Genomic DNA, 21,192 nt, shown 5'->3' on the forward strand with positions numbered 1-21,192 from the left:
CGGCAGGCTCTTTTTTATCTCTTATTGTGATAAAACCACAAAAAAAGTCAGAATTTTTGTCATCTTCAAATATTGTAGCGGACAGCTTATGAGCCTTACAATAAAGACATAGCTTACAAAGAGTGGGAGGTGCCCTTTATGGAGTCGGTCACAAGAAATTTCTTCTTGTTTTTGTCAAAAAGCAGTCTCTTGAACCATATTGCTCGTAATTGGGGAAGTGCTGTTGCATCTAAGAAAATCATCGGTGGGAAAGATTTTGAGAGCGCTATCTCTGTCATTAAACGATTAAATGATCAAGGAATGGCTGTAACAGTCGATCACCTTGGTGAGTTTGTCACAAAGGCAGAGATTGCAAATGAGCGGACGGATGAGTGTATTCAAACCATTCAGCGGATTGCTGAGGCGGGACTCAATTCCCATGTGTCACTCAAAATGACATCACTCGGCCTGGATATTGACGATGACCTTGTGTATCGCAATATGAAACGTATTTTAGATACGGCAGAAAAACACCGTATCATGGTGACAATCGATATGGAGGATGAACAGCGCTGTCAAAAAACGCTGGACATTTTTAAAGAGATGAAATCTCAATATGAGTATGTTAGTACGGTCCTGCAGGCGTATTTGTACAGAACAGAAAAGGATCTTGATGACCTCAATGAGCTGCAACCATTTTTACGACTTGTAAAGGGTGCCTATAAGGAATCCGCCGAAGTGGCGTATCCGAACAAAAAAGACGTTGATCAGAATTACAAGAAACTGATCGAAAAGCAATTACTCACAGGGAACTATACAGCCATTGCGACACATGACGATCAAATGATCGAGTTCACGAAAAATATTGTGAAAAAACACAATATACCGACAAGTCAATTCGAATTTCAAATGTTGTATGGCATGAGATCAGAAACGCAGCAGGCACTTGTGAAGGAAGGCTATCAAATGAGGGTCTATACCCCGTATGGACGAGAGTGGTATGGCTACTACATGAGACGTCTTGCAGAACGGCCGGCAAACATTGCCTTTGCTTTAAAAGGAATGACGAAAAAATAATTTGAAACTGGAGCGTGACAAAGATGACAACACCTTACAAACATGAACCATTCACGGATTTTAGCCAGGAAGAAAACCGTAAAGCGTTTGAACAAGCATTAGCAAAGGTAACAGAATCACTGGGTCAAACCTATCCGCTCGTGATTAATGGCGAAAGAATCGAAACGAAAGACCAAATTGTCTCGATCAATCCAGCGAAAAAGGATGAAGTTGTTGGAACCGTATCAAAGGCCGGGAAAGAAGAGGCAGAACAAGCGGTTCAGGCTGCGGCGAAAGCATTTGAAACTTGGCGCTATACGTCTCCAGAAGAAAGAGCCAGCGTTATATTCCGTGCTGCGGCAAGCATTCGCCGTAAAAAGCATGAGTATTCAGCCCTTCTTGTCAAAGAAGCAGGTAAGCCTTGGAACGAGGCGGACGCAGATACAGCAGAAGCGATCGACTTCCTTGAATATTATGCTCGTCAAATGCTGGAGCTGGCGAAAGGCAAACCAGTGAACAGCCGCGAAGGGGAACACAATCAATACGTATACACACCAACTGGCGTGACGCTCGTCATTCCACCGTGGAACTTCTTGTTTGCCATTATGGCAGGAACAACAGTAGCACCAATCGTTACAGGGAACACAGTTGTCTTAAAACCTGCAAGTGCAACTCCTGTCATTGCGGCACGTTTTGTGGAAGAGCTTGAGCAAGCAGGTCTTCCAAAGGGTGTGGTGAACTTTGTACCAGGAAGCGGAGCTGAAGTTGGAGATTACTTAGTCGATCACCCGAAAACAAGCCTGATTACATTCACTGGCTCAAGAGAAGTAGGGACACGTATCTTTGAACGTGCGGCAAAAGTACAGCCAGGTCAGCAGCATTTAAAGCGTGTCATTGCTGAAATGGGTGGTAAGGATACAGTGGTTGTAGATGAGGATGCAGACGTCGAATTAGCGGCTAATGCCATTTTCACATCAGCCTTCGGTTTTTCAGGTCAGAAATGTTCAGCTGGATCTCGGGCAGTCGTCCACGAGAAGCTGTATGACCAAGTGATCGAGCGAGTGAAGGAAATCACAGAAACGAAAACAACAGCGAATCCTCTTTCTGCGGATGTCTACATGGGACCTGTCATTGATCAAGCGTCCTTTGACAAGATCACGGATTATATCGAGGTTGGCAAACAGGAAGGCCGCTTAGTCACTGGCGGAACGAGTGATGATTCGGAAGGATATTTCATTCATCCAACCATTTTTGCGGATCTTGAGCCAACATCTCGCTTGATGCAAGAAGAAATCTTTGGACCTGTCTTGGCCTTCTCGAAAGTATCTAGCTTTGATGAGGCACTTGAAGTAGCCAACAACACGGAATATGGTTTGACAGGTGCTGTCATTACCAATAATCGTGATCATATCAACCGTGCGAAGCAGGAGTTCCACGTAGGGAACCTCTACTTTAACCGTAACTGCACAGGAGCCATCGTGGGATACCACCCATTCGGCGGATTCAAAATGTCAGGAACCGATTCAAAAGCAGGCGGTCCAGATTACCTAGCTCTACACATGCAGGCAAAAACGATTAGTGAAATGTTTTAAGTTGGAAAAGCATGAACCTGTGCACACGGGTTCATGCTTTTTTTGCTTGTCTACGACTTGTTTCTATGCAAATCTGTCCGGAAAGAAGTATGATAAATGTATTACTTAATCAGGGAGCAATCGGGATGGAAGAGATATTAGAAAAGCTTCATACATTTTTTGATGTCGATAAATTAATTGCATTTATTAGCGGGTATTTAAAAAAACCAGTCATTTTAGAAAGCACAGAGTGTCAGCTCCTTGCTTATAATTCTTACAGCATTCAGCAGTTTGACCCAGTCAATCAGCAAACGATTTTCTCAAAGGAATGTCCGGGGTCTGTAGTCGATTGGTTAAAGAAAACAGGGGTCATCGAGCGGCTTCACAAGGAGTCAAAGCCTTTTTATGTGAGCGGTCATGACGAGCTCGGGTTTAATCGGCGGGTGGCTGTGAGCGCCAAGCACAAACAAGAGGTTGTGGGCTTTATTTGGGTGCAGGACATTGAGGATTCTCTCACGCAGGAGGAGCTGCAATTTTTGCATGAAGCTTCCTTTCAAGTGGGAAAAGTGATTTATAAGAATAAGAAACAGCTGGAAAAAAAGGAAGGCAAGATTGAAGAATTTTTCAAAAAGGTCATGGATGATCATTTTTATACAGAAGAAGAACTGAAGTGGGAGGCTGAGAATTTAAGCATCCCGCTGCCAGCGGTATTTACTGTCATGGTCGTACACGCTGCCGATAACAAAAGTGAGACGGCAGAAGATGTAAAGGACGTCATTCGGACGTATTTGCAGCTAGAAGACAAGGTGAATCACGTATACTCCGTTCAAGCCGACATTGTCGTGATATTGGGCAGCTTGTCAGACCGGCACTCACCGAAAGCCACTGCGGCTGACGTCATCGCTCATCTACAATCGAAAGCGCATGCCCATCCTTCTCCATTGTATATTGGAATGGGAAGAGAATATCGAGATGTCATGAAAATGAGCACAAGTCGATTTGAAGCGATAGAGGTCGTGAAGGCTGTGAAAATTGTGGGGGGACAAGAGCTGATTCCATATGATTACGAGAATCTGGGGGTTTTCCGGTTCTTAGACTCAATTTACAGTCATCAAAAAAAGAAAAATGACTTCAATCCAGATTTATTACGTTTGAAAGAAAAAGACCGTGACAGCCAAACCTCATTTTTAAAAACGCTTGAAGTCTACTTATTGAATAACTGCAAGCTAAAGCCAGCCGCGGAGCAGTTGTTTATTCATCAAAATACATTAAATTATCGAATGAAACAAATCTTTGATATGACCTCAATCGATTTAAGTCACTTCAGCCAGCGATGTGAGTTATTTATTGAATTAATGCTGATGAAAAAAGATCAATAGTCATCGAATCCGCAGGTGCCCGGGATCACCTGCGGGTTTTCATGTGAAAATGGCATACAACGGCTGTGTTTCGTTGTATGATAGATAAGGATTTTATGAAAGGGGGGCCACCTTTGGGAGCAGTCACCTTGGCCATTTTGATTTTCATCCTGACCCTCATCCTTGTCATTTGGCAGCCAGGACGTTTAACCATTGGATGGTCAGCATGTGGAGGCGCCATTCTTGCACTTGCCTTTGGTGTCGTTCATCTGGGCGATGTGTGGGAAGTGACGCAGATAGTATGGAACGCAACATTTGCGTTTATTGGCATCATTATTATTTCGTTAATTTTAGATGAAATTGGGTTTTTCGAATGGGCTGCACTGCATATGGCAAAAGCCGCAAGAGGGAACGGTGTCCGCATGTTTATTTATTTAACATTGCTCGGCGCTGTCGTGGCTGCTTTTTTTGCGAATGATGGAGCGGCACTGATTTTGACCCCGATCGTCTTGTCTGTAGTGAGAGCGTTAAAGCTGGATGAGCGGATGATCCTGCCTTTTGTGATGGCGAGCGGCTTTATTGCAGATACAACCTCTTTGCCATTTGTTATTAGTAACTTGGTCAATATCGTATCAGCCGACTATTTTCATATTGGGTTTCTAGAATATACAGCAAACATGTTCGTGCCAAACCTTGTGTCGCTTGGAGCAAGCATGCTAGTGCTTTATGTGTTTTACCGAAAGCTTATCCCAAAAACATACGATGTATCACAGGCGAAGGAACCGGCATCAGCAATCCGGGATATCCGCATGTTCCGCTTGTCTTGGTATGTGCTTGGCTGTTTGCTTGTCGGTTATTTTGCAGGGGAACTCATTGGGGTTCCGGTCTCCATCATTGTGGGCGGTATTGCCCTTGTCTTCTTGTGGCTGGCGAGAAGAAGTCCGCAAGTGGCGACAAAACGTGTCGTAAAAGAAGCACCGTGGTCCATTGTCTTTTTCTCAATCGGCATGTATGTCGTCGTATATGGACTGAAGAATGTCGGTCTCACAGAAATATTGGCGGCATGGATCGAACAAGGAGCATCGCATGGCTTGCTTGCGGGAACGATGTTTATGGGCGTGCTTGCCGCAGTGCTGTCCTCTGTCATGAACAATCTGCCTACCGTATTGATTGATGCGATAGCAATCGGTCATACAGATACAGCAGGCGTCATGAGAGACGGACTGATTTATGCCAATGTCATCGGCTCCAACCTTGGTCCGAAAATGACCCCTATCGGCTCATTGGCGACATTGCTGTGGCTTCATGTTCTTAAGAAAAAAGGCGTCCATATCTCTTGGGGTGCATACATGAAAGCCGGAATCATCCTGACCATCCCAACCTTGATCCTTACTTTACTGGGGTTATATGCGTGGTTATGGCTAATACATTAAAGCTGAATCTAAAAAAGAGCAGGTCGATTGGATCTGCTCTTTTTTGTTACAGATATTTTGCATAGTGTTTTTCTAAAAAGTCCTGAAGCAATGAGACTACGCTGCAAATGCCCCAGTAAATGAGGGCGACCAAAATATACATGGTCATATAATCGAATTCGCGCCCACCTACGATCTTTGCTTGCTGGAAAAGCTCGGGTACAGTAATCATCGCAGCCAGTGAGGAGGCTTTGATTAAATCGAGCATGACATTGGTCAATGGTGGCAGTGCGATGCGGACGGATTGAGGCAAAATGACACCGCGCATCGTTTGCCAATAGCTGAGACCTAGTGATTTGGCAGCTTCCACCTGTCCACTTGGAACAGATGAGAGGGCCGCCCGATTGATTTCTGCAATATAGGCAGCGCTATTGAAGCTGAATCCAATAATGGCAGCAGTGACCGCTGTAAACTCAATGCCGATATAAGGAAATCCAAAATAAAGAATAAACAAAATCACCAGAATGGGCACGCCACGCATGAATGAGATATACAGCCGTGCAGGCAGCCAAAGCATCCACGTATTCGCCATTCTGGCAAGCGCAATAAAAAAGCCAAGAATGGTGCCAAAAAACATGCTCACAAAGGAAATGAGCAGCGTCAGCCAGATGCCTTTCATGACAAATGGAAATGACGCCTTTGCCAGTGCAGGATTAAATATATATTCTAAATGAATATCTCCCACGCTTGCGGCTCCTTATTTAGAAATGTCGACATCTTCGACATCAGCATTTATTTTCTTTGAGACGTCTGCATGATTAAAGAATTTTTCGGAAATCTTTTTCATGGTTCCGTCTTTTTTCATTTCTTTTAAGACACGATTTAATTCTTTTTGAAGCTCTGTGTTGTCTTTCTTCATCACAAACCCTTGTTCGTTTGGCATGTATTTTAAGTCAGGGTGAATCGTAATATTTAATTTCGGGAATGCAGCTAGAGCTAGTGTCTGCAAGTAATAATCATTTAGAATGACATCTGTACGACCGTTAGCGACATCCTTTAAGTATTGCTCGTTTGTCGCATTATCATAAATGACTTCCTTCGCACCGTACTTGCGAGCGACATCCATGTAAATCGTTGTGGCAGCACCAGCTGCTTTCTTTCCTTTTAAATCTTTTAACGTTTTAATGCCAGACAAATCATCTTTTCTTACGATCGCCGTGCCATAAGAATATTTATAAGGAGTTGAAAAGGCGAACTTATCTTTTCTGTCATCTGTGATGTCAATGTCATTTGCAGCGGCATCCACTTGACCAGAATTAATGGCGCTCAGCATGCCATCATAGCCCATTTCTTTAAATTCTACTTTCACATCAAGGCGTTTAAATGCTTCTTTGACCACTTCCACTTCATAACCAGTCAATTGATCCTTGCCATTAGCGGTATCATGATATGACGTTGGATAAAGGGTGCCTGAAGTAGCAACCACGATTTTCCCTTTCTTTTGAATCTCATCCCACTTTGAATCTCCAGACTGAGAAGAGCCTGATTGACTGCAAGCAGACAAGACAAGTATGAAAGCAGACACAACAAGCATTACCCAGATCGATTTTCTATGATAAAAACGACTCATTTAAGAATCCTCCTCTATTTTTTATACAAAACAAAACATAGCACGCTTTTTCTGTTAGGACAACGTTTTCAGAAGAAAAGCGAAAAAGTAAGAATATTATGTGCAATTTGTGTGATGGAATATGTATAAAAAAGGAAAGTGCGCACAAAATAAATGCGAATAAAGGAGGGAATAAAATGATGAAAAGAATAAGTGGATTGATCATATTATCGATGATGCTGTTGTCTGGTTTTTATATGGAAACAGCTCATGGAGAAACACCCCAAATGGAAAAGCGTCCAGTAACGCATCAAGTAAAACTAACGACAGAACAACAAAAACAAATTGAAACGCTTGAGCAGCAAATTCTTTCTAAACGAAAAGAAGTGATTGAGAAGTACGTCCAATATGGTGTGTTAACAAAGGAACAAGGTACACATATTACGAAACGGATGGATGAGCATTACAATCATTTGAAAAACAACGGATTTGTGCCATTGCTGAAAAAACCACAGCACCATCGACCATAAGGATGAAACCGGCAGCGAGGTGCCGGTTTTTTATTGTTTATCAATCTATTCAGAAGGAGAGACTTTCACCATCGTTTGGGACAAAAATGGCTTGTGCTGCTTGATGCTCCTGAATGTAAGCTTGTAAAGAGGCTCTTGTTAGTAAGCAATGATTCACTGCCTCAAGGTGAGTAGCGACAATTTGTGCAGTTGGGTGAGAACGGTGAACGTCTAAAATGTCTTCCTTCGTCATCGTAATCGGATCGCCTTCTAAAAATTGAGCAGCTCCGCTATTGACCACAATAACATCTGGCTTGCAAGTATTGATAACCTCCTTCGGCTCATCACACCAAATGGTATCACCTGCAATGTAAAGGGTAGGTTCATCAGGGTGAGAGAAAATAAAACCGCTGACCTGTCCCATCTGCTTTGCAATTTCTCCTGTCCCATGCTGTCCACCTGTCCGCTGAATATGAACACCATAAATGTCTATTTCATCTTCAATGCATGTGACATGCTGGAAACCAGCCTCTTCAACTTCTTTTTTGTCATTATCCGATTGCGTATAAATGGGTTGGTCTTGGTCTAATTTTTGTTTCGCCTCGTCATCAAAGTGATCCACGTGCAAATGAGTGAGTAAGACAGCATCTGGGTGTAGCATGTTGTCTATGTCAATGTTTACAGGCAAATCAACAATCGGATTGTTCAAATGTTGATTGGCTGTATGAGGAAACGGTGGATATGTTCCTTTTGCTGCTAAAAAGGGATCAATGAAGAAAGTTGCCTGACCATATTCAAGGTAGAAAGTAGCATTCCGAATGAGTGTGATTTTCATGAAAAGGCCTCCTTTTTTTCTGCTTAAGTTTACAGTATATTAAAAGAGTTCCATGTGACAGAGGGTAATGAAAGTCTTTCATCAGAAGGACTTGATTTTTGAAAGAGGTGAGCCAATGTTAGACCAAACCGATTTGGATATATTAAAAGAGCTCTCAAAAAACAGCCGATTAACTATGAAAGCGCTAGGTGAAAAAGTTCATTTAACGGGTCAAGCTGTTGCAAATCGTGTGTTAAAGCTTGAAGAAGAGGGTGTGATTGAAGCATATACCATTTCGATTGACTGGCGGACGCAAAAGACCATTCAAACATTTATGCAGCTCTATACCCGCAGTCATCATCACGAACCGCTTCTGTCCTTTCTCGACCGACAGGAAGAGATCAAGAATTTATTTAAAATAAGTGGTGAGGGCTGTTATATGGCTGAAGGTCATTTCTCCAGTCATGATGAACTGGATCTGTTTTTAACGGAGCTGACAAATTACGCAAATTATAAACTGTCTATTGCGGTTAAGCGTCTCATTCAGCAGTAAGAAAAGAGACGCAGGAGGATAAGGAAACGATGAAAAAATTAATCGAAAATCAAGCTGAACCGGTGACAAAGGAAAAAATCAAAGCAGACTTGGTTCAACTTGGTGTGAAAAAAGGCATGATTTTATGTGTTCACTCATCTTTATCATCTATTGGATGGGTAAACGGAGGCGCTGTTGCCCTCATACAAGCATTGATGGAAACCTTAACAGAAGAGGGGACACTAATCATGCCGGCACAAACGTTAGAGCTTTCTGAGCCCGCTGATTGGATCGATCCGCCTGTTCCTTTTTCATGGTGGAAATCAATCAAAGACACGATGCCTGCATTTGATCCAGCTTACTCGATGCCAACAGCAATGGGAAAGGTAGCGGAAACGTTTTGGAAATACCCGGGCGTGGCGAGAAGCAATCATCCTCATTTTTCATTCACGGCCTGGGGGAAAAAGAAACATGAGCTTCTGAAACACCACGCACTTTCTTTTGGATTAGGAGAACATTCGCCTCTAGCCCGCATGTATGATGTTCAGGCTCAGGTGCTGCTGATTGGTACGTCTTTTGAAAGTCTGACAGCTTTCCATCTGGCTGAATATCGCATCCCTCAGCAAGACCTCATGACAAGAGGAGCTCCCATCTTAGAAAATGGATGGAGGGTATGGAAAGAATACCAAGATATTATCACAAGAGAAGAACTATTTGAGCAGATCGGCCGTGACTTTCTTCTATCAGGAGGCACTCATCATCACGGTCAAATCGGGCTTGCCAGTTCATATTTATTACCGGTGAGAGAATCGGTAGACTTTGCGGAAAAGTGGCTTGATTTGTACGATCAGTCGTGACCTATACCGTTTGGAAATTCATATGATAAAGGTCTTGATCAGCCTGCTGTGAAGTATAGCAGGTGAGCTGATAGTCTCCCTTTGGAATAGGGAAAGACAGCACCTGAGCCATGACGCTTGTGATATAAACTTGATCGCTTGCATGCGTAAAAGGCACTGTGATCGTTCCATCAGCCGAAGCTGGGGGCATATTGCTATTTAAAGTTACGGTAACAGATGCTTTTCCGTTGTTGACCCCTTCAAAGGATACACCGTGATCTCCTATGGCGAAACCTTGAAGAATGTCATCATCTGACCAGTCAATCACAGGTGGTGTTTTGCTTCCGGTGTATACGGTGATTTGGTGATAGGAGATAGATAGGGAATAGGCTTGGTTTAAGTTATTCATTTAAAAAACTCCTTTATATATAGATTTTCGTTGGAATGTGAATGGTTGAAAGAGTGATTCTTGAAGAGAATGTTAGGCAGCAAGACGATTGTCGCCGTCTTGCGCTTCTATATGAGGAATCTAGATGTGAAATTGTGAAACCATTGCTTTTAAATCTCCTGCTAAATGGGCAAGAGCTTCTGATGAAGCAGTTACTTCTTCCATTGCGGCAAATTGTTCTTCTGTTAAACCGGCTACTTGCTGTGAATGTTCACTTGTTAGTTTAACCCCTTCTGTAATAGTGGCAAAGGATCGTTTCGCATCGTTTGTATAAGCTGCGATTTTTTGTGATGCACTAGATAAATGCTTGATACCATCTGCCATTTCTCTCATTGACTGCTGAATATCAATAAATGATTCTTCTGTATGAGAAATAAGTACAGTCCCTTGAGCCGCTTCCTCTTTTACTTGTTTAATCGCATTAGTTGAATGAGTCATCTCTTTTTGGATTTCAGAAATGAGATGGGAAATCATATTTGATGATGATTGAGATTCTTCAGCGAGCTTTCTTACTTCGTCTGCGACAACTGCAAATCCTTTCCCATGCTCGCCTGCTCGTGCTGCTTCAATTGCTGCGTTAAGAGCAAGCAGGTTGGTCTGGTTAGCGATGTCTGTAATAACATGGGAAATATGATCAATTTCAGCCGAACGTGTTTCTAATGCTTGAATGGCTGTCCCATTTTCCTCTATTGATTTTGCAATAGATGTCATTTGTGAGTTTACTTCCCCAATATTCTGTACACCTTTTAGGGCGATTTCTTGTGCAAATTGACTTCTTGAAGCCATTTGCCCCGCATTTTCCGTGATGTTTGCCAACTCGTTAGATACTTGAATCATCGTGTGCTCACTTGTTGTCATTTGAGCTGACTGTTCTTCTGATGATTGAGCGACTTCCTGAATACTATGGGTGATTTTTTCGGATGCTGCACTTGTTTCTTCTGCACTAGCTGACAGCTGTTCAGATGAGGTTGCCACTAATTCAGACGTGTTCATCACATTAAGAATGGTGTGATTTAGTTTTTCCCGCATTTTATTGAAATGATCAGCCAGATCAGACAGTTCGTCGCCTGCTGTATCTGTCACATTGATGGTTAAATTTCCTTCACCTGCACTTTTAATGGCAGAAGCCATACGCTTGAGACGGGTTTGAATCCGCTTTGTGAAAATAGAAATAATGATCACAGCAACGATTAGGCTTAACAACAGAACTATGAAAAATTGAATGTAGAATGACTGAAGCATTTGTGAAATCATGCTTTGGTTGGCGCCAGTATAAAAAATACCGATCGTTTCGCCTGCATCATTTTTGATCGGCATATAAGCCGTTTGGTAGTCTTTCCCTGCAACATTTGCTGTGCCGTAATAGTTTTCACCTTTATCTAATACAGTGGCCTTCACTTCTGGTGAAACTTGTGTACCGACAGCTCGTTTTCCGTTTAACATGACATTTGTTGCGACACGGGTATTTCCTTGGAAAATTGTGACGGTATCATCAGTGTATTCTGCTAAATGGTCGACCAATGTATCATGATCATTGATTTGGGTATTCCCTTTGTAAAGCTTTCCATCTTTTATCTGCCACGAGCCTGCTACTTTTTCATCTAGGTAGGCATAGCCTAGCTTTAAATCACCTTTTGCTTTTTCAGTGGCCATGTGCTTGATGTTTTCTGTCATTTCGCGATTCACCACATAACCAACAATTGCTGAAAAGATGATGATGACACTTAAAAAGATCAGCAAAATTTTGGCACCAAGCCTCAGTTTTCCCTTTTTCTTCATGCTTTTTGACTCCTTTAGGTATAAGGTAGGATAAACCTCCTTAAGGATTATCGGCATGAAAAAAATGTTTGAAATACCTGAATGCAGTTACGAGGAAATTTTTTTAGATAGAAAAGGGAAATGGCGTTAATCGATGATAAATTGTATTCTTGTGCCGTCAGGATCATCCGATAATTGATGACCGACCCATGAGCCGGCTCCTCTATTATCTGAAGGACTAATATATTTGACTGAAGCTCCTGTTCCTCCTTCCTTACACATCGCCATCGGCCATTCGTCCCGATCATACCCGCGCTTTGTTGGGATGCCATGAAGTGATTGTTCTCTTTGTTCATCGCTATGTTTACGGTCAATCGTGCATACGGATGAATGCCCTTCATCAATTGCCTCTTCTATGTGCTTCGCGGTTTCAGGGTAACGTTCTGATGGGAAGTGAATGGTCTTGTCATAAGATGAATTCGTCGTCTCTTGTTTACTTTGCTCCAGCTGAATATAGCCTGTTGCTACACCAACGACGATCAGTAAAAGCAAGAGAATGATTTTAAGAAGTTTCATAGATGCTAGCTCTCTTTCTTGTTTGCGTATTTTGTAAACAGAAGTATAGCAGAATTACTTACCAATTTCTCCTGGTTTTGAAAAAACGCCTTTTAAAGTTCGAAAAACGGTTTTTATCCGTTTTCTTGCTTTTCACATTTGTAAAAATTCATAAAAATTTTAATTTTTCAGTTCATAAAAAGATTATGCTTTATCAAAATGGCTTTATCACTGCTTTTTGGGCTAATTTCAAGAATTTAACACACAGAAATTTTAAAAAAATAAAATTGACTAGACCGATATGCTTTAATAATATGGAGTCAAATATCAAAAAATGTCGTAATTTATCAAAATATCGTTCTATTTACATTGTAGGAGGGAAGTACAAATGGCGGATGTCTCTTATCGGCTTGGCATAGACATAGGCGGAACATTTACTGACTTATCGCTGATGAATGAAGCAACAGGGGCGCTAACTGAACTCAAAACACCCACAGTGACTGACGACCCAGCTCAGGGAATTATCAATGGGCTAAAACTTCTAAAAGAGAGAGGTGTTGATTTAGCTAAAATCCAATATCTCGTACATGGCATGACAATCGGTCTTAATACATTATTGCAGAGAAAAGGAGCAGATTTGGCCCTTTTTGTGACGGAAGGCTTTCAAGACATATTGTCACTACAGCGTTTACGATTACCCATTCCTTATGACTTCAATTCTCGTTTGCCAGAACCATTGATACCACGAAAGCATGTATATCCAATCTCTGAAAGATTGATACACGATGGTACGATCAAAAAACCTCTCCATCTGCAGCAATTAGATCAGGCTGTCCAGCAGGTCATGTCTAAAGGGCTAGCAGGTATTGTCATTTCTTTTTTACATAGCTATCAAAATCCAGTTCATGAATTACAGGCAAAAGCCTATATCAAACACCATTATCCGCAATTAGAAGTCCTTACTTCATCTGAATTATGGCCCCAAATGAGAGAATACGAGCGTACTGTGATGTCTGTTGTCAATTTGTATATCCAACCAAGGGTGAAACAGTATTTACAAACATTGAAAAGCCGTTTGAAAGAAGAAGGTGTACCAATTTCTCCATACATTACACAATCAAATGGTGGTTTAATGGATGCAGAAAGTGCAGCAACTTCACCTGTTAAAACACTTTTTTCTGGTCCGGCAGCTGGTGTCATTGGTGCGGCAAGAATTGCAGCCGCTGCAAACGAATCCAATCTGATCACGTTTGATGTGGGGGGGACGAGTGCAGATATCTCCATTATTCAAAATGGACAGCCTACAATGGCTCAGTCAAATCAGCTTTCAGGTTTTCCGATCATTCTTCCATCTGTTGCGATGTATTCAATAGGGGCAGGCGGGGGTTCTGTTGCATGGATTGATCAGGGAGGGCTTCTCAAAGCAGGACCAGAATCAGTTGGCTCACAGCCGGGACCAGCTTCGTATGGAAAGGGAATGAAAGCCGCCTTAACTGACGCGTTCCTCATATGTGGTTATCTCAATCAAGAGCGTTTTGCCGGAGGACATTTACAACTACAGCTGTCCGCGGCGGAAAAGGCCTTTCAGCCAATTGCTGATCAGCTCAACAAAACGGTAGAAGAAGCGGCTGACCAGCTGATTCAAGTAGCTGTCGCCAATATGTACACAGAATTAAGCAATGTCATGGAGCAGCAAGGGTTTGACCCAAGAGATTTTAGTTTACTAGCGTTTGGCGGAGCAGGACCGGTTGTAGCGAATTTCCTTGCGCGAGAAATTCATGCGAAAAACGTGGTCGTTCCTCCAAGTCCAGGAACATTATGTGCATTAGGTGCCCTGAACGCAGACTTTATTCATGATGCGGTACTGTCGAAGAAAATATGTTTACAAGACTACTCGATAGATCAACTAAAAAAAGATTATGAGATGCTTTCTCGAAAAGCGACTGATTGGTTCAGTCAGCAGAACATTCAGCATATTAAACAGACATCCACTCTATTATTGGCAGATGCACGTTATCAAGGACAAGCCTTTGAGATTGAATTACCATTATCAGCTGAATGGCTGAAGCAAGAACAAGATATCCATCAACTCATTGAAGCCTTTCACAAACTACATCAGCGTCAATATGGTCATAGAGATGATCAGGCGAACATCGAGTTTACTCATTTACGAGTTCGAGTCATAGGCGAGACGCCGCCGCTGCCTTTCACAACTGTTCATGAAAGCAGCGGACAATCTTTGAAGCCACATGAATTTAGGCGAATCTTTATGGAAGAAAAAGAATATGAAGCAGCTATTTATTACAGAGATACTTTGTCAGTAGGCTCTGTCATTAATGGACCTGCCATCATTGAGCAGGATGATACGACAACATTGATTCTGCCAAATTGGGCAGGCAGCATTGATCAATCAGGGAACTTGGTGATTTCAAGGGAGGCGGCTTTACATGAGAACTGATCCAGCAAAGCTTGAGATGATGCGTAGTTATTTTAATGCAATTGCATCTGGCATGGGACATGTCATTGAGCGGACGTCTTTTACGACTTTCGTCAAAGAATCAGCTGACTTTGCGACAGCGTTAGCCACGCCTTCTGGAGATTTCTTTGTTTATCCGAAGACAGTGGGTGTCACGATCTTTTTAGGGCTGAGTCTTAAAAAGGCGATTGAAGAGAGCGGACCGATGCAGCCAGGAGATATTATCATCACAAATGACCCTTATACGACAGATGGTTTAGCAACTCACCTGCCAGATGTCCATATCATTAAGCCGATTTTCGTAGATGGTGAAATTGTCAGCTATGCTTGGTCTTTTGTTCATGTAAGTGATGTGGGCGGACTTGTGCCCTCAAGTATTTCACCGACAGCGACAGATGTTCATCAAGAAGGATTAAGAATACCGCCAGTGAAAATTTATGAAGGCGGAAAAGAGAATCAGGTCGTTCGTACTTTTTTAAGAGCCAACAGCCGAGCCAGTCATTTAAATGATGGGGATATCAATGCAATGATTGCTGCAGTAAATACAGCAGAAATTCGGTTAAAAGAAATGATCGGGAAATTTGGAATAAATGAAGTGAAACAAGGAATGATGGACCTCCTGAAACAATCTGAGGTTCGTGCAGGAAAGGTCATTGAAGCCATTCCGGACGGAACGAGTGAATTCGCTGATTATTTAGATGATGATATGATCTCGGATGTGCCGATCCGGTTGAAAATCAAGTTAACGGTGAAAGGAAAGCGGCTGACACTTGATTTTTCTGAGTGTGACCCGCAAGTGAAAACAGCTTTTAACCTTGTCACCAATGGTCAGAAGCATTCCTTCCTATATCAAGGATTGATTAATTACATTATTAGTAAAGATCCCTTTATACCGATTAATGGCGGAATCACATATCCGATTGAAGTGATTTCACCTAAAGGGACGTTAGTGCATCCAGAATACCCGGCTTCTGTTGGTATTCGGCATTCAATTACGATGCGGCTGTTCAATGTCGTGCTAGGCGCCATTGGTAAGCTGTTACCTGAGGCGGTGCCGGCAGCAGGTGCAGGTCAATCAGCTATTGTTGTTCTCTCCGTTCCTGATAATCAAACAGGTGGCAGGAAAATGTCTGTTGTCGAACCATTAGGCGGAGGCGGCGGTGCTCAAAATGGAACGGATGGAGTAGATGGTATTGATCATTCGTCTGGCTTTTTGAAAAATACACCCATTGAGAGTTTAGAACAGCATATTGATATTCATGTTCACCGATATGAGCTTTTGCCAAACACAGGCGGAGTAGGAGAAAACAGAGGCGGACATGCGATTGGTTTGGAATTTGAAATGATCAAGCCTGAATCCATGGTGACCGCACGAGGGATGGAACGGATGAAGTTTCAGCCTTGGGGGCTAATGGGCGGCCGCGCGGGAGCTATCGGTGAGGTCAAGCTAGTCACAGCAAAAGGTGAAAAACAAGACCAGCCGAAAATAGATGTTCTACGTCTTGAAAAAGGCGAAATTGTGCAATTGATATCACCAAGTGGAGGCGGCTGGGGAAATCCATTTGCAAGAGAGAAAGAAAAAGTCCTTCATGAAGTGGAAGCAGGTTTATTAAGTGAAGAAAGAGCGCTGCAGCAATATGGCGTTAAAGTGTATGTAGACCAAAATGAATGGAAGATTGATGAGGAGCAAACGAATCTGCTTCGTGAAAAGGGTAATCATCCTGCTAATATCATGTGGGATGTTGGAGAACACAGAGAAGCTTATGAGAAAGTATGGACGGATGAAGCCAGCAGCGAGCTTGCTGTGCGGCTGCGTTCCTACCCAGCCAATGAACGTACACATTATAAACATGCAGTTCATCAATATTTCAGTCATAGAAATGAGCCGTTAACAAAGAAAGATATTATTCAAGCACTTCGTCATATGGATGGACAAAAAGGGGGAAATGAATCATGAAAAGAAGATTAATCACTATTTTTGCAGGTGTTCTGTCAATGATTCTACTGCTGACAGCTTGTGGTGGGAATGGACAGGATCAAGGTAAACAGCAGCAGACTGTAATCGTTGGCGTATACGGAGGCGATTGGGAAAAGAATATCAAACCGATCCTCGAAAAGTTTGAAAAAGATACGGGAATTAAAGTCCAAACCGTCTCTGGTGCGGATTCTGAATGGTTTACAAAATTAAAAGCGTCAAATGGTAAAAATCCACCGTATGACCTGCTTATTTTACAGCCTGATACGATTCAAAGAGGCATTGCAGCAAACGTTCTTGCACCTATCGATGAAGATCAAGCACCAAATGTCAAAAAACTTTACCGTTCTGTCCAAAAGAAGCTCACTGTTGATGGAAAACAATATGCAGCAGGCTTTAGTATGGGTCAGCTTGGAATTGCTTATAGAAAAGACCTCGTAAAGCAGGAACCAAACAGCTGGACAGACCTATGGAGCAGTCAGCTAAAAGGGAAGGTAGCGATTTCATCCCCGACTTATTCAGCCGGGCTGCAATTTTTCTCTGCGCTTGTCCATGCTCAAGGGGGGACAGAATCAAATCCTAAGGATATTGATAAAGCCTTTAAAAGCCTTTCGCAATTAAAAGGGCATGTAGCTGCTTTTCCAGACAATCCAGGGTCTATTCAAACCTTGTTAGAACGTGGTGACGTCGCAGCAGTTCCATATTGGGATGGACGAGCATTTGCACTTGAAGAAGAAGGAATGAATATTGGTTTCTCATATCCGAAAGAAGGCGCTGTTGCAGCAGTTGCGAGCTGGGCTTTAACGAAGGGAAGTCAGCATGAAGAAGCGGCTTACAAACTATTAAACTATTTAAGTGGAAAAGAAGCTCAAGAGGCTTTCTCGGCAGTATCTTATTATGGCATGTCGAATTCTGATGTGAAATACGGTGACAAGATTAAGGGGAAGGTCAAGGTTGGAGAGAATTATTATAGCAAGCTGACTTGGGTAGATTACGAAACAGCAACTTCGGAGCTGGGCAATTGGACAAATCGATGGAACGAAGTATTAGGCGGAGGAAAATAGGTGATCGTATGAGTGGAATCCATTTAGAACATATTAGCCAGCATTTCGGCGAGCAGATTGCTCTTAACGATGTCAGTCTTACGGTGAATGAGGGAGAGTTTTTCTCCCTTCTTGGTCCTAGTGGCTGCGGGAAATCAACGTTATTAAACATCATTGGCGGTTTTTTAGAGCCAACAAAAGGTGTCGTCTATGTTGGTGATCAGAATGTGACGAATTTACCGCCTTATCAAAGAAAAACGGGTATGGTTTTTCAAAGCTATGCACTCTTTCCGCATCTGACTGTATTTGATAATGTGGCGTATGGGTTAAAGGTTCAAAAGAAAAAGAAGGCAGAAATTAAAGAGAAGGTAATGGAGAGTTTGTCTCTTGTGCAATTAGAAGCGTTTGCGAAACGTATGCCGCATCAATTAAGTGGTGGACAGCAGCAGCGGGTAGCGATTGCAAGGGCGCTTGCGATTCAGCCATCTGTTCTTCTTCTTGATGAACCGCTCAGCAACCTAGATGCAAAACTAAGAAAAAATATGCAGACAGAGCTTCGAAATATTCAAAGGAATGTCGGAATTACCACCATTCTCGTGACCCATGATCAAGAGGAAGCATTAAGTCTTTCTGATCGGGTTGGGATTTTAGGAGAGGGGAAAATCCAGCAGATTGGGACGCCTTTAGAGGTGTACCGCCAGCCGAACAATCGATTTGTTGCTGAATTTATCGGACAAGTGAACCTATTTGAGGCGGTCTATGATGAAGCGAAAGCTGCATTTATCGTTCCTCATTTAATCCAGTCAAACGGGCAGGAAGTTCAATTAAAGGCAGCGGCACACCAAGAGAAGAAGGAGAAGCATTTACTCATGCTCCGTCCGGAAAGAATCAACATATCTTCTGAGCGGGAAGACATTCAGTCCAACCATGTATCAGGTGTGCTGACTGATGTCAGTTATATTGGTCACTCATTACGTTTGGTGGTGGGGCTCGATAGCGGTGAAATGATTGTTCATGCTTCTGATGCAGCATTTCCAGAGCTGCCGAAAGCTGGAGAAGCTATTCATATCAATTGGCAGCCTGAAGATATCGTTTTCCTAGATTCGAAGGTGCATACGTGATGCGTATCAAGAAAAAGAATCAGCGATTTCATTGGTTCATGCTGCTGCCGGCGTGTTTGTTTCTTGTTGTATTTCTTCTAGCGCCGCTTGTGATGATGTTCGTGCTCAGTTTTCGTGATGTGGATTCAATGATGAACACATTACAAACGTATAGCTTTTCTCAATATATTCATGTGTTCACGACAGATGCGTATGTGAAGGCGATTGGAAGTACAGTGTGGGTAGCCTTACAGACAACGGTGATTTGTTTATTGATGGCATACCCTGCGGCATACGTGCTCGTCAAGGCACCTCATCCGCGTCTGCGGGCATTTTTCTATATCTTACTTGTCTCGCCGCTTTTGACAAGCGTTGTGATTCGGACATTTGCATGGATTGTCCTTCTTTCACAAAATGGTCTGATCAATGGCATGTTATTAGATTTACATGTGATTGAGAAGCCGCTCTCTATGCTGTGGAATATGAATGCGGTGATTATTGCTTATGTTCAGGTCATGCTGCCTTTTGCAGTGCTGCCTATCGCGACGAGCTTAACTGATATTGACCGTCATTTACGATCGGCTTCTATGAGTCTAGGAGCTGGACGAATTCGAACCTTCTTTCATGTGACCTTTCCATTGACCATTCCAGGGATGGTGACTGGGGCTATTATTGTCTTTTCGCTGGCGGCTGGGAGCTATATCACTCCGCTCTTAGTCGGCGGAAGAATGCAGCCGCTGCTACCGCTGTCTATTTATCAGCAGGTCATGCAGGTATATAACTTGCCTCTTGCTGCAGCGATGTCCTTTACGTTATTGGTTTGTGTGCTTGTGGTGGTCAGTTTATTAAGCTATCTATTGAAGCGCTGGGAGGCGAGGATGCATGCGTAAAAAATCATTAGGTGATCGCTTGCTTTCCATCCTGATTTGGACTGCTGGGTCATTGGTTTATCTCTTTTTGACCATACCTGTTCTTGTCATTGTCCTATCTGCTTTTAGTCCAAATGCCTTTCCTGAATTTCCGCCGACTTCGTTCTCTGTTCGTTGGTTTCAAGAGGTCGTGTCGAATCCAGAATGGATGGAGTCTCTGCGTATCAGTGTGATTTTGCTATTCATCGTAACGCCTCTCACGGTTCTTTTAGGCACGATGGCTTCGTATGCTTTAGCAAGGCTTTCCTTTAAGGGAAAAGAGGCGATTCAAGCCTTCATTTTGTCACCTCTTATGATTCCTCAAGTAGTGTTAGGGATTGCCATGCTCTATTTGTTTACGGCTATGGGGTTTACGGGATCTTTGTGGGCGCTTGTCATAGGTCATGTCATCATTGGCTTTCCCTATGTGGTTCGAACAGTAGGTGTCAGTGTCTCGAATTTGGATCCGCGGCTTGAGCTAGCTTCAATGAATCTTGGCGCAGGACCCATTCGCACATTCTTTCGAGTGACGCTGCCTTTGATAAAGCCAGGAATTATTGCAGGTGGGGTATTTTCTGCCGTGACGTCATTTGGGGAAATATCGATCAGTTTGTTCGTTTCCTCTCCCCAAACGATTACGATTCCCGTCAGGACGTTTAATTACATTGAGCAAACCTTTGATCCGAGTGTCAATGCGATATCTGTCATATTTATTATCATTTCTATCATTGCGTTGCTCATTATTGAAAAAACAATTGGCCTGTCTAAGGTGATGTAAATATAATGAAGAAACAAGGGAGCTGTCATTTGAAATGGCAGCTCTTTTTGTGTTGTTTTTACGGTAAATATTTTCAATTTTTTAGGGAATATAGTTCTTAAGATTTAAGAAATTGTGGAGGGTGGAAGGAGACCTCTATCCTACATTTTCGGTCATATTTGCAAAATTTAAGGGAAAACATGAAATTTTTGCGGTATTTAGTCGATTCTTTTCGGTTGAACGCAACTATTATTAGTTATTTTCGGTAAATATCGTAAATTATTATGTGATTCATTCGGCATAACGCATGAATCTTTACACCCATTTTTCGGTGAAAAAAACAATAATTTCATATAAAGTGGACGTAATATAGAAAATATTTAAAAAGAAAAGAAGAAAAAGGCAAATCTATGGAAACGTAGAGACGCAAAGCCATGTCCTAAGGTAAATGTTGCTTTTTTACTAAGGTCGCCAGGTTACCGAATCAAAATGGGAG

At 42.5% G+C, this 21,192-nt stretch carries 19 protein-coding genes and 1 riboswitch; of the genes, 13 read left to right on the forward strand and 6 right to left on the reverse strand.

The annotated features are described in order from the left end of the window. Nucleotides 1-138 precede the first annotated feature (138 nt). From NSS78_RS01930 to NSS78_RS01945, 4 genes are all read left to right on the forward strand, one after another. A complete protein-coding gene (locus tag NSS78_RS01930; protein WP_003214449.1) occupies nt 139-1,056 on the forward strand; it encodes a proline dehydrogenase in 918 nt (305 codons plus the stop codon). 23 nt (nt 1,057-1,079) lie between these two features. Continuing rightward, entirely contained in the window at nt 1,080-2,627 is a 1,548-nt protein-coding gene (pruA, locus tag NSS78_RS01935) for an L-glutamate gamma-semialdehyde dehydrogenase (protein WP_058015278.1), read from the forward strand. 125 nt (nt 2,628-2,752) lie between these two features. Beyond that, complete coding sequence (locus tag NSS78_RS01940; protein ID WP_003214110.1) at nt 2,753-3,985, forward strand: helix-turn-helix domain-containing protein; 1,233 nt, start codon at nt 2,753-2,755, stop codon at nt 3,983-3,985. A 113-nt stretch (nt 3,986-4,098) separates the two neighbouring features. After that, nucleotides 4,099-5,397, forward strand: coding sequence for an arsenic transporter (locus tag NSS78_RS01945; protein WP_342468273.1), 1,299 nt, complete (start codon nt 4,099-4,101; stop codon nt 5,395-5,397). 46 nt (nt 5,398-5,443) lie between these two features. On the opposite strand, the gene NSS78_RS01950 is transcribed toward NSS78_RS01945, so the two are convergent. Then, nucleotides 5,444-6,121, reverse strand: coding sequence for an amino acid ABC transporter permease (locus tag NSS78_RS01950; protein WP_003214368.1), 678 nt, complete (start codon nt 6,119-6,121; stop codon nt 5,444-5,446). Between the two features lie 12 nt (nt 6,122-6,133). Further along, nucleotides 6,134-7,006, reverse strand: coding sequence for a transporter substrate-binding domain-containing protein (locus tag NSS78_RS01955; protein ID WP_050943239.1), 873 nt, complete (start codon nt 7,004-7,006; stop codon nt 6,134-6,136). 179 nt (nt 7,007-7,185) lie between these two features. Between NSS78_RS01955 and NSS78_RS01960 the strand changes: the two genes are divergently transcribed. After that, complete coding sequence (locus NSS78_RS01960; protein ID WP_050943461.1) at nt 7,186-7,515, forward strand: YckD family protein; 330 nt, start codon at nt 7,186-7,188, stop codon at nt 7,513-7,515. A 49-nt stretch (nt 7,516-7,564) separates the two neighbouring features. Here the strand turns inward: NSS78_RS01960 and NSS78_RS01965 are convergent, their stop codons facing one another. Continuing rightward, entirely contained in the window at nt 7,565-8,329 is a 765-nt protein-coding gene (locus NSS78_RS01965) for an MBL fold metallo-hydrolase (RefSeq protein ID WP_342468274.1), read from the reverse strand. A gap of 115 nt (nt 8,330-8,444) precedes the next feature. Between NSS78_RS01965 and NSS78_RS01970 the strand changes: the two genes are divergently transcribed. Beyond that, nucleotides 8,445-8,861, forward strand: a complete 417-nt coding sequence (locus NSS78_RS01970; RefSeq protein WP_003214483.1) for a winged helix-turn-helix transcriptional regulator — start codon at nt 8,445-8,447, stop codon at nt 8,859-8,861. Nucleotides 8,862-8,890: 29 nt separating this feature from the next. Further along, nucleotides 8,891-9,697 (forward strand): AAC(3) family N-acetyltransferase, encoded by an 807-nt coding sequence (locus NSS78_RS01975; RefSeq protein ID WP_137055254.1) that lies wholly within the window; start codon nt 8,891-8,893, stop codon nt 9,695-9,697. Between the two features lies 1 nt (nt 9,698). Here the strand turns inward: NSS78_RS01975 and NSS78_RS01980 are convergent, their stop codons facing one another. The 3 genes from NSS78_RS01980 to NSS78_RS01990 all read right to left on the reverse strand — a co-directional run bounded on the left by NSS78_RS01980 (nt 9,699) and on the right by NSS78_RS01990 (nt 12,458). Next, nucleotides 9,699-10,085 (reverse strand): competence protein ComJ, encoded by a 387-nt coding sequence (locus NSS78_RS01980; protein ID WP_268459597.1) that lies wholly within the window; start codon nt 10,083-10,085, stop codon nt 9,699-9,701. A 120-nt stretch (nt 10,086-10,205) separates the two neighbouring features. After that, the gene (locus NSS78_RS01985) at nt 10,206-11,903 is read right to left on the reverse strand and encodes a methyl-accepting chemotaxis protein (protein ID WP_342468275.1); all 1,698 of its coding nucleotides are present in this window, start codon (nt 11,901-11,903) and stop codon (nt 10,206-10,208) included. 126 nt (nt 11,904-12,029) lie between these two features. Then, nucleotides 12,030-12,458 (reverse strand): NucA/NucB deoxyribonuclease domain-containing protein, encoded by a 429-nt coding sequence (locus NSS78_RS01990; RefSeq protein WP_003214307.1) that lies wholly within the window; start codon nt 12,456-12,458, stop codon nt 12,030-12,032. A gap of 367 nt (nt 12,459-12,825) precedes the next feature. Between NSS78_RS01990 and NSS78_RS01995 the strand changes: the two genes are divergently transcribed. Genes NSS78_RS01995 through NSS78_RS02020 form a run of 6 tightly spaced genes read left to right on the forward strand, consistent with a single transcriptional unit; the run spans nt 12,826 to nt 20,717 of the window. Then, on the forward strand, nt 12,826-14,895 hold the full coding sequence (locus NSS78_RS01995; protein WP_342468276.1) for a hydantoinase/oxoprolinase family protein: 2,070 nt from the start codon (nt 12,826-12,828) through the stop codon (nt 14,893-14,895). After that, complete coding sequence (locus tag NSS78_RS02000) at nt 14,885-16,870, forward strand: hydantoinase B/oxoprolinase family protein (protein ID WP_342468277.1); 1,986 nt, start codon at nt 14,885-14,887, stop codon at nt 16,868-16,870. The genes NSS78_RS01995 and NSS78_RS02000 overlap by 11 nt, the downstream gene beginning before the upstream one ends. Next, nucleotides 16,867-17,952 carry an ABC transporter substrate-binding protein gene (locus NSS78_RS02005; protein ID WP_003214282.1) on the forward strand — a complete coding sequence of 362 codons (1,086 nt, stop codon included), beginning with the start codon at nt 16,867-16,869 and terminating at the stop codon, nt 17,950-17,952. Before NSS78_RS02000 ends, NSS78_RS02005 begins: the two co-directional genes overlap by 4 nt. 8 nt (nt 17,953-17,960) lie before the next feature. Beyond that, complete coding sequence (locus tag NSS78_RS02010; RefSeq protein ID WP_137055262.1) at nt 17,961-19,052, forward strand: ABC transporter ATP-binding protein; 1,092 nt, start codon at nt 17,961-17,963, stop codon at nt 19,050-19,052. Then, on the forward strand, nt 19,052-19,921 hold the full coding sequence (locus NSS78_RS02015) for an ABC transporter permease (protein ID WP_137055264.1): 870 nt from the start codon (nt 19,052-19,054) through the stop codon (nt 19,919-19,921). The genes NSS78_RS02010 and NSS78_RS02015 overlap by 1 nt, the downstream gene beginning before the upstream one ends. After that, nucleotides 19,914-20,717 (forward strand): ABC transporter permease, encoded by an 804-nt coding sequence (locus tag NSS78_RS02020; protein WP_003214190.1) that lies wholly within the window; start codon nt 19,914-19,916, stop codon nt 20,715-20,717. Before NSS78_RS02015 ends, NSS78_RS02020 begins: the two co-directional genes overlap by 8 nt. A gap of 370 nt (nt 20,718-21,087) precedes the next feature. Continuing rightward, a riboswitch (cyclic di-GMP riboswitch) is annotated at nt 21,088-21,180 on the forward strand. Nucleotides 21,181-21,192: the final 12 nt, after the last annotated feature.

Origin of the sequence: Bacillus sp. FSL W8-0920 (genome assembly GCF_038593215.1) — a bacterium.
In the GTDB taxonomy this organism is placed as follows: Bacteria; Bacillota; Bacilli; order Bacillales; family Bacillaceae; genus Bacillus; species Bacillus pumilus.

Excerpts from the sequence above, each read along its gene's own strand:
- NSS78_RS01955 (WP_050943239.1), bottom strand. The coding sequence starts at position 7,006 with ATGAGTCGTTTTTATCATAGAAAATCGATCTGGGTAATGCTTGTTGTG.
- NSS78_RS01930 (WP_003214449.1), top strand. The coding sequence starts at position 139 with ATGGAGTCGGTCACAAGAAATTTCTTCTTGTTTTTGTCAAAAAGCAGT.
- NSS78_RS01940 (WP_003214110.1), top strand. The coding sequence starts at position 2,753 with ATGGAAGAGATATTAGAAAAGCTTCATACATTTTTTGATGTCGATAAA.
- NSS78_RS01990 (WP_003214307.1), bottom strand. The coding sequence starts at position 12,458 with ATGAAACTTCTTAAAATCATTCTCTTGCTTTTACTGATCGTCGTTGGT.
- NSS78_RS01975 (WP_137055254.1), top strand. The coding sequence starts at position 8,891 with ATGAAAAAATTAATCGAAAATCAAGCTGAACCGGTGACAAAGGAAAAA.
- NSS78_RS01985 (WP_342468275.1), bottom strand. The coding sequence starts at position 11,903 with ATGAAGAAAAAGGGAAAACTGAGGCTTGGTGCCAAAATTTTGCTGATC.
- NSS78_RS02020 (WP_003214190.1), top strand. The coding sequence starts at position 19,914 with ATGCGTAAAAAATCATTAGGTGATCGCTTGCTTTCCATCCTGATTTGG.
- NSS78_RS01980 (WP_268459597.1), bottom strand. The coding sequence starts at position 10,085 with ATGAATAACTTAAACCAAGCCTATTCCCTATCTATCTCCTATCACCAA.
- NSS78_RS01995 (WP_342468276.1), top strand. The coding sequence starts at position 12,826 with ATGGCGGATGTCTCTTATCGGCTTGGCATAGACATAGGCGGAACATTT.
- NSS78_RS01960 (WP_050943461.1), top strand. The coding sequence starts at position 7,186 with ATGAAAAGAATAAGTGGATTGATCATATTATCGATGATGCTGTTGTCT.
- NSS78_RS02015 (WP_137055264.1), top strand. The coding sequence starts at position 19,052 with ATGCGTATCAAGAAAAAGAATCAGCGATTTCATTGGTTCATGCTGCTG.
- NSS78_RS01970 (WP_003214483.1), top strand. The coding sequence starts at position 8,445 with ATGTTAGACCAAACCGATTTGGATATATTAAAAGAGCTCTCAAAAAAC.
- NSS78_RS02005 (WP_003214282.1), top strand. The coding sequence starts at position 16,867 with ATGAAAAGAAGATTAATCACTATTTTTGCAGGTGTTCTGTCAATGATT.
- NSS78_RS02000 (WP_342468277.1), top strand. The coding sequence starts at position 14,885 with ATGAGAACTGATCCAGCAAAGCTTGAGATGATGCGTAGTTATTTTAAT.
- pruA (WP_058015278.1), top strand. The coding sequence starts at position 1,080 with ATGACAACACCTTACAAACATGAACCATTCACGGATTTTAGCCAGGAA.
- NSS78_RS02010 (WP_137055262.1), top strand. The coding sequence starts at position 17,961 with ATGAGTGGAATCCATTTAGAACATATTAGCCAGCATTTCGGCGAGCAG.
- NSS78_RS01965 (WP_342468274.1), bottom strand. The coding sequence starts at position 8,329 with ATGAAAATCACACTCATTCGGAATGCTACTTTCTACCTTGAATATGGT.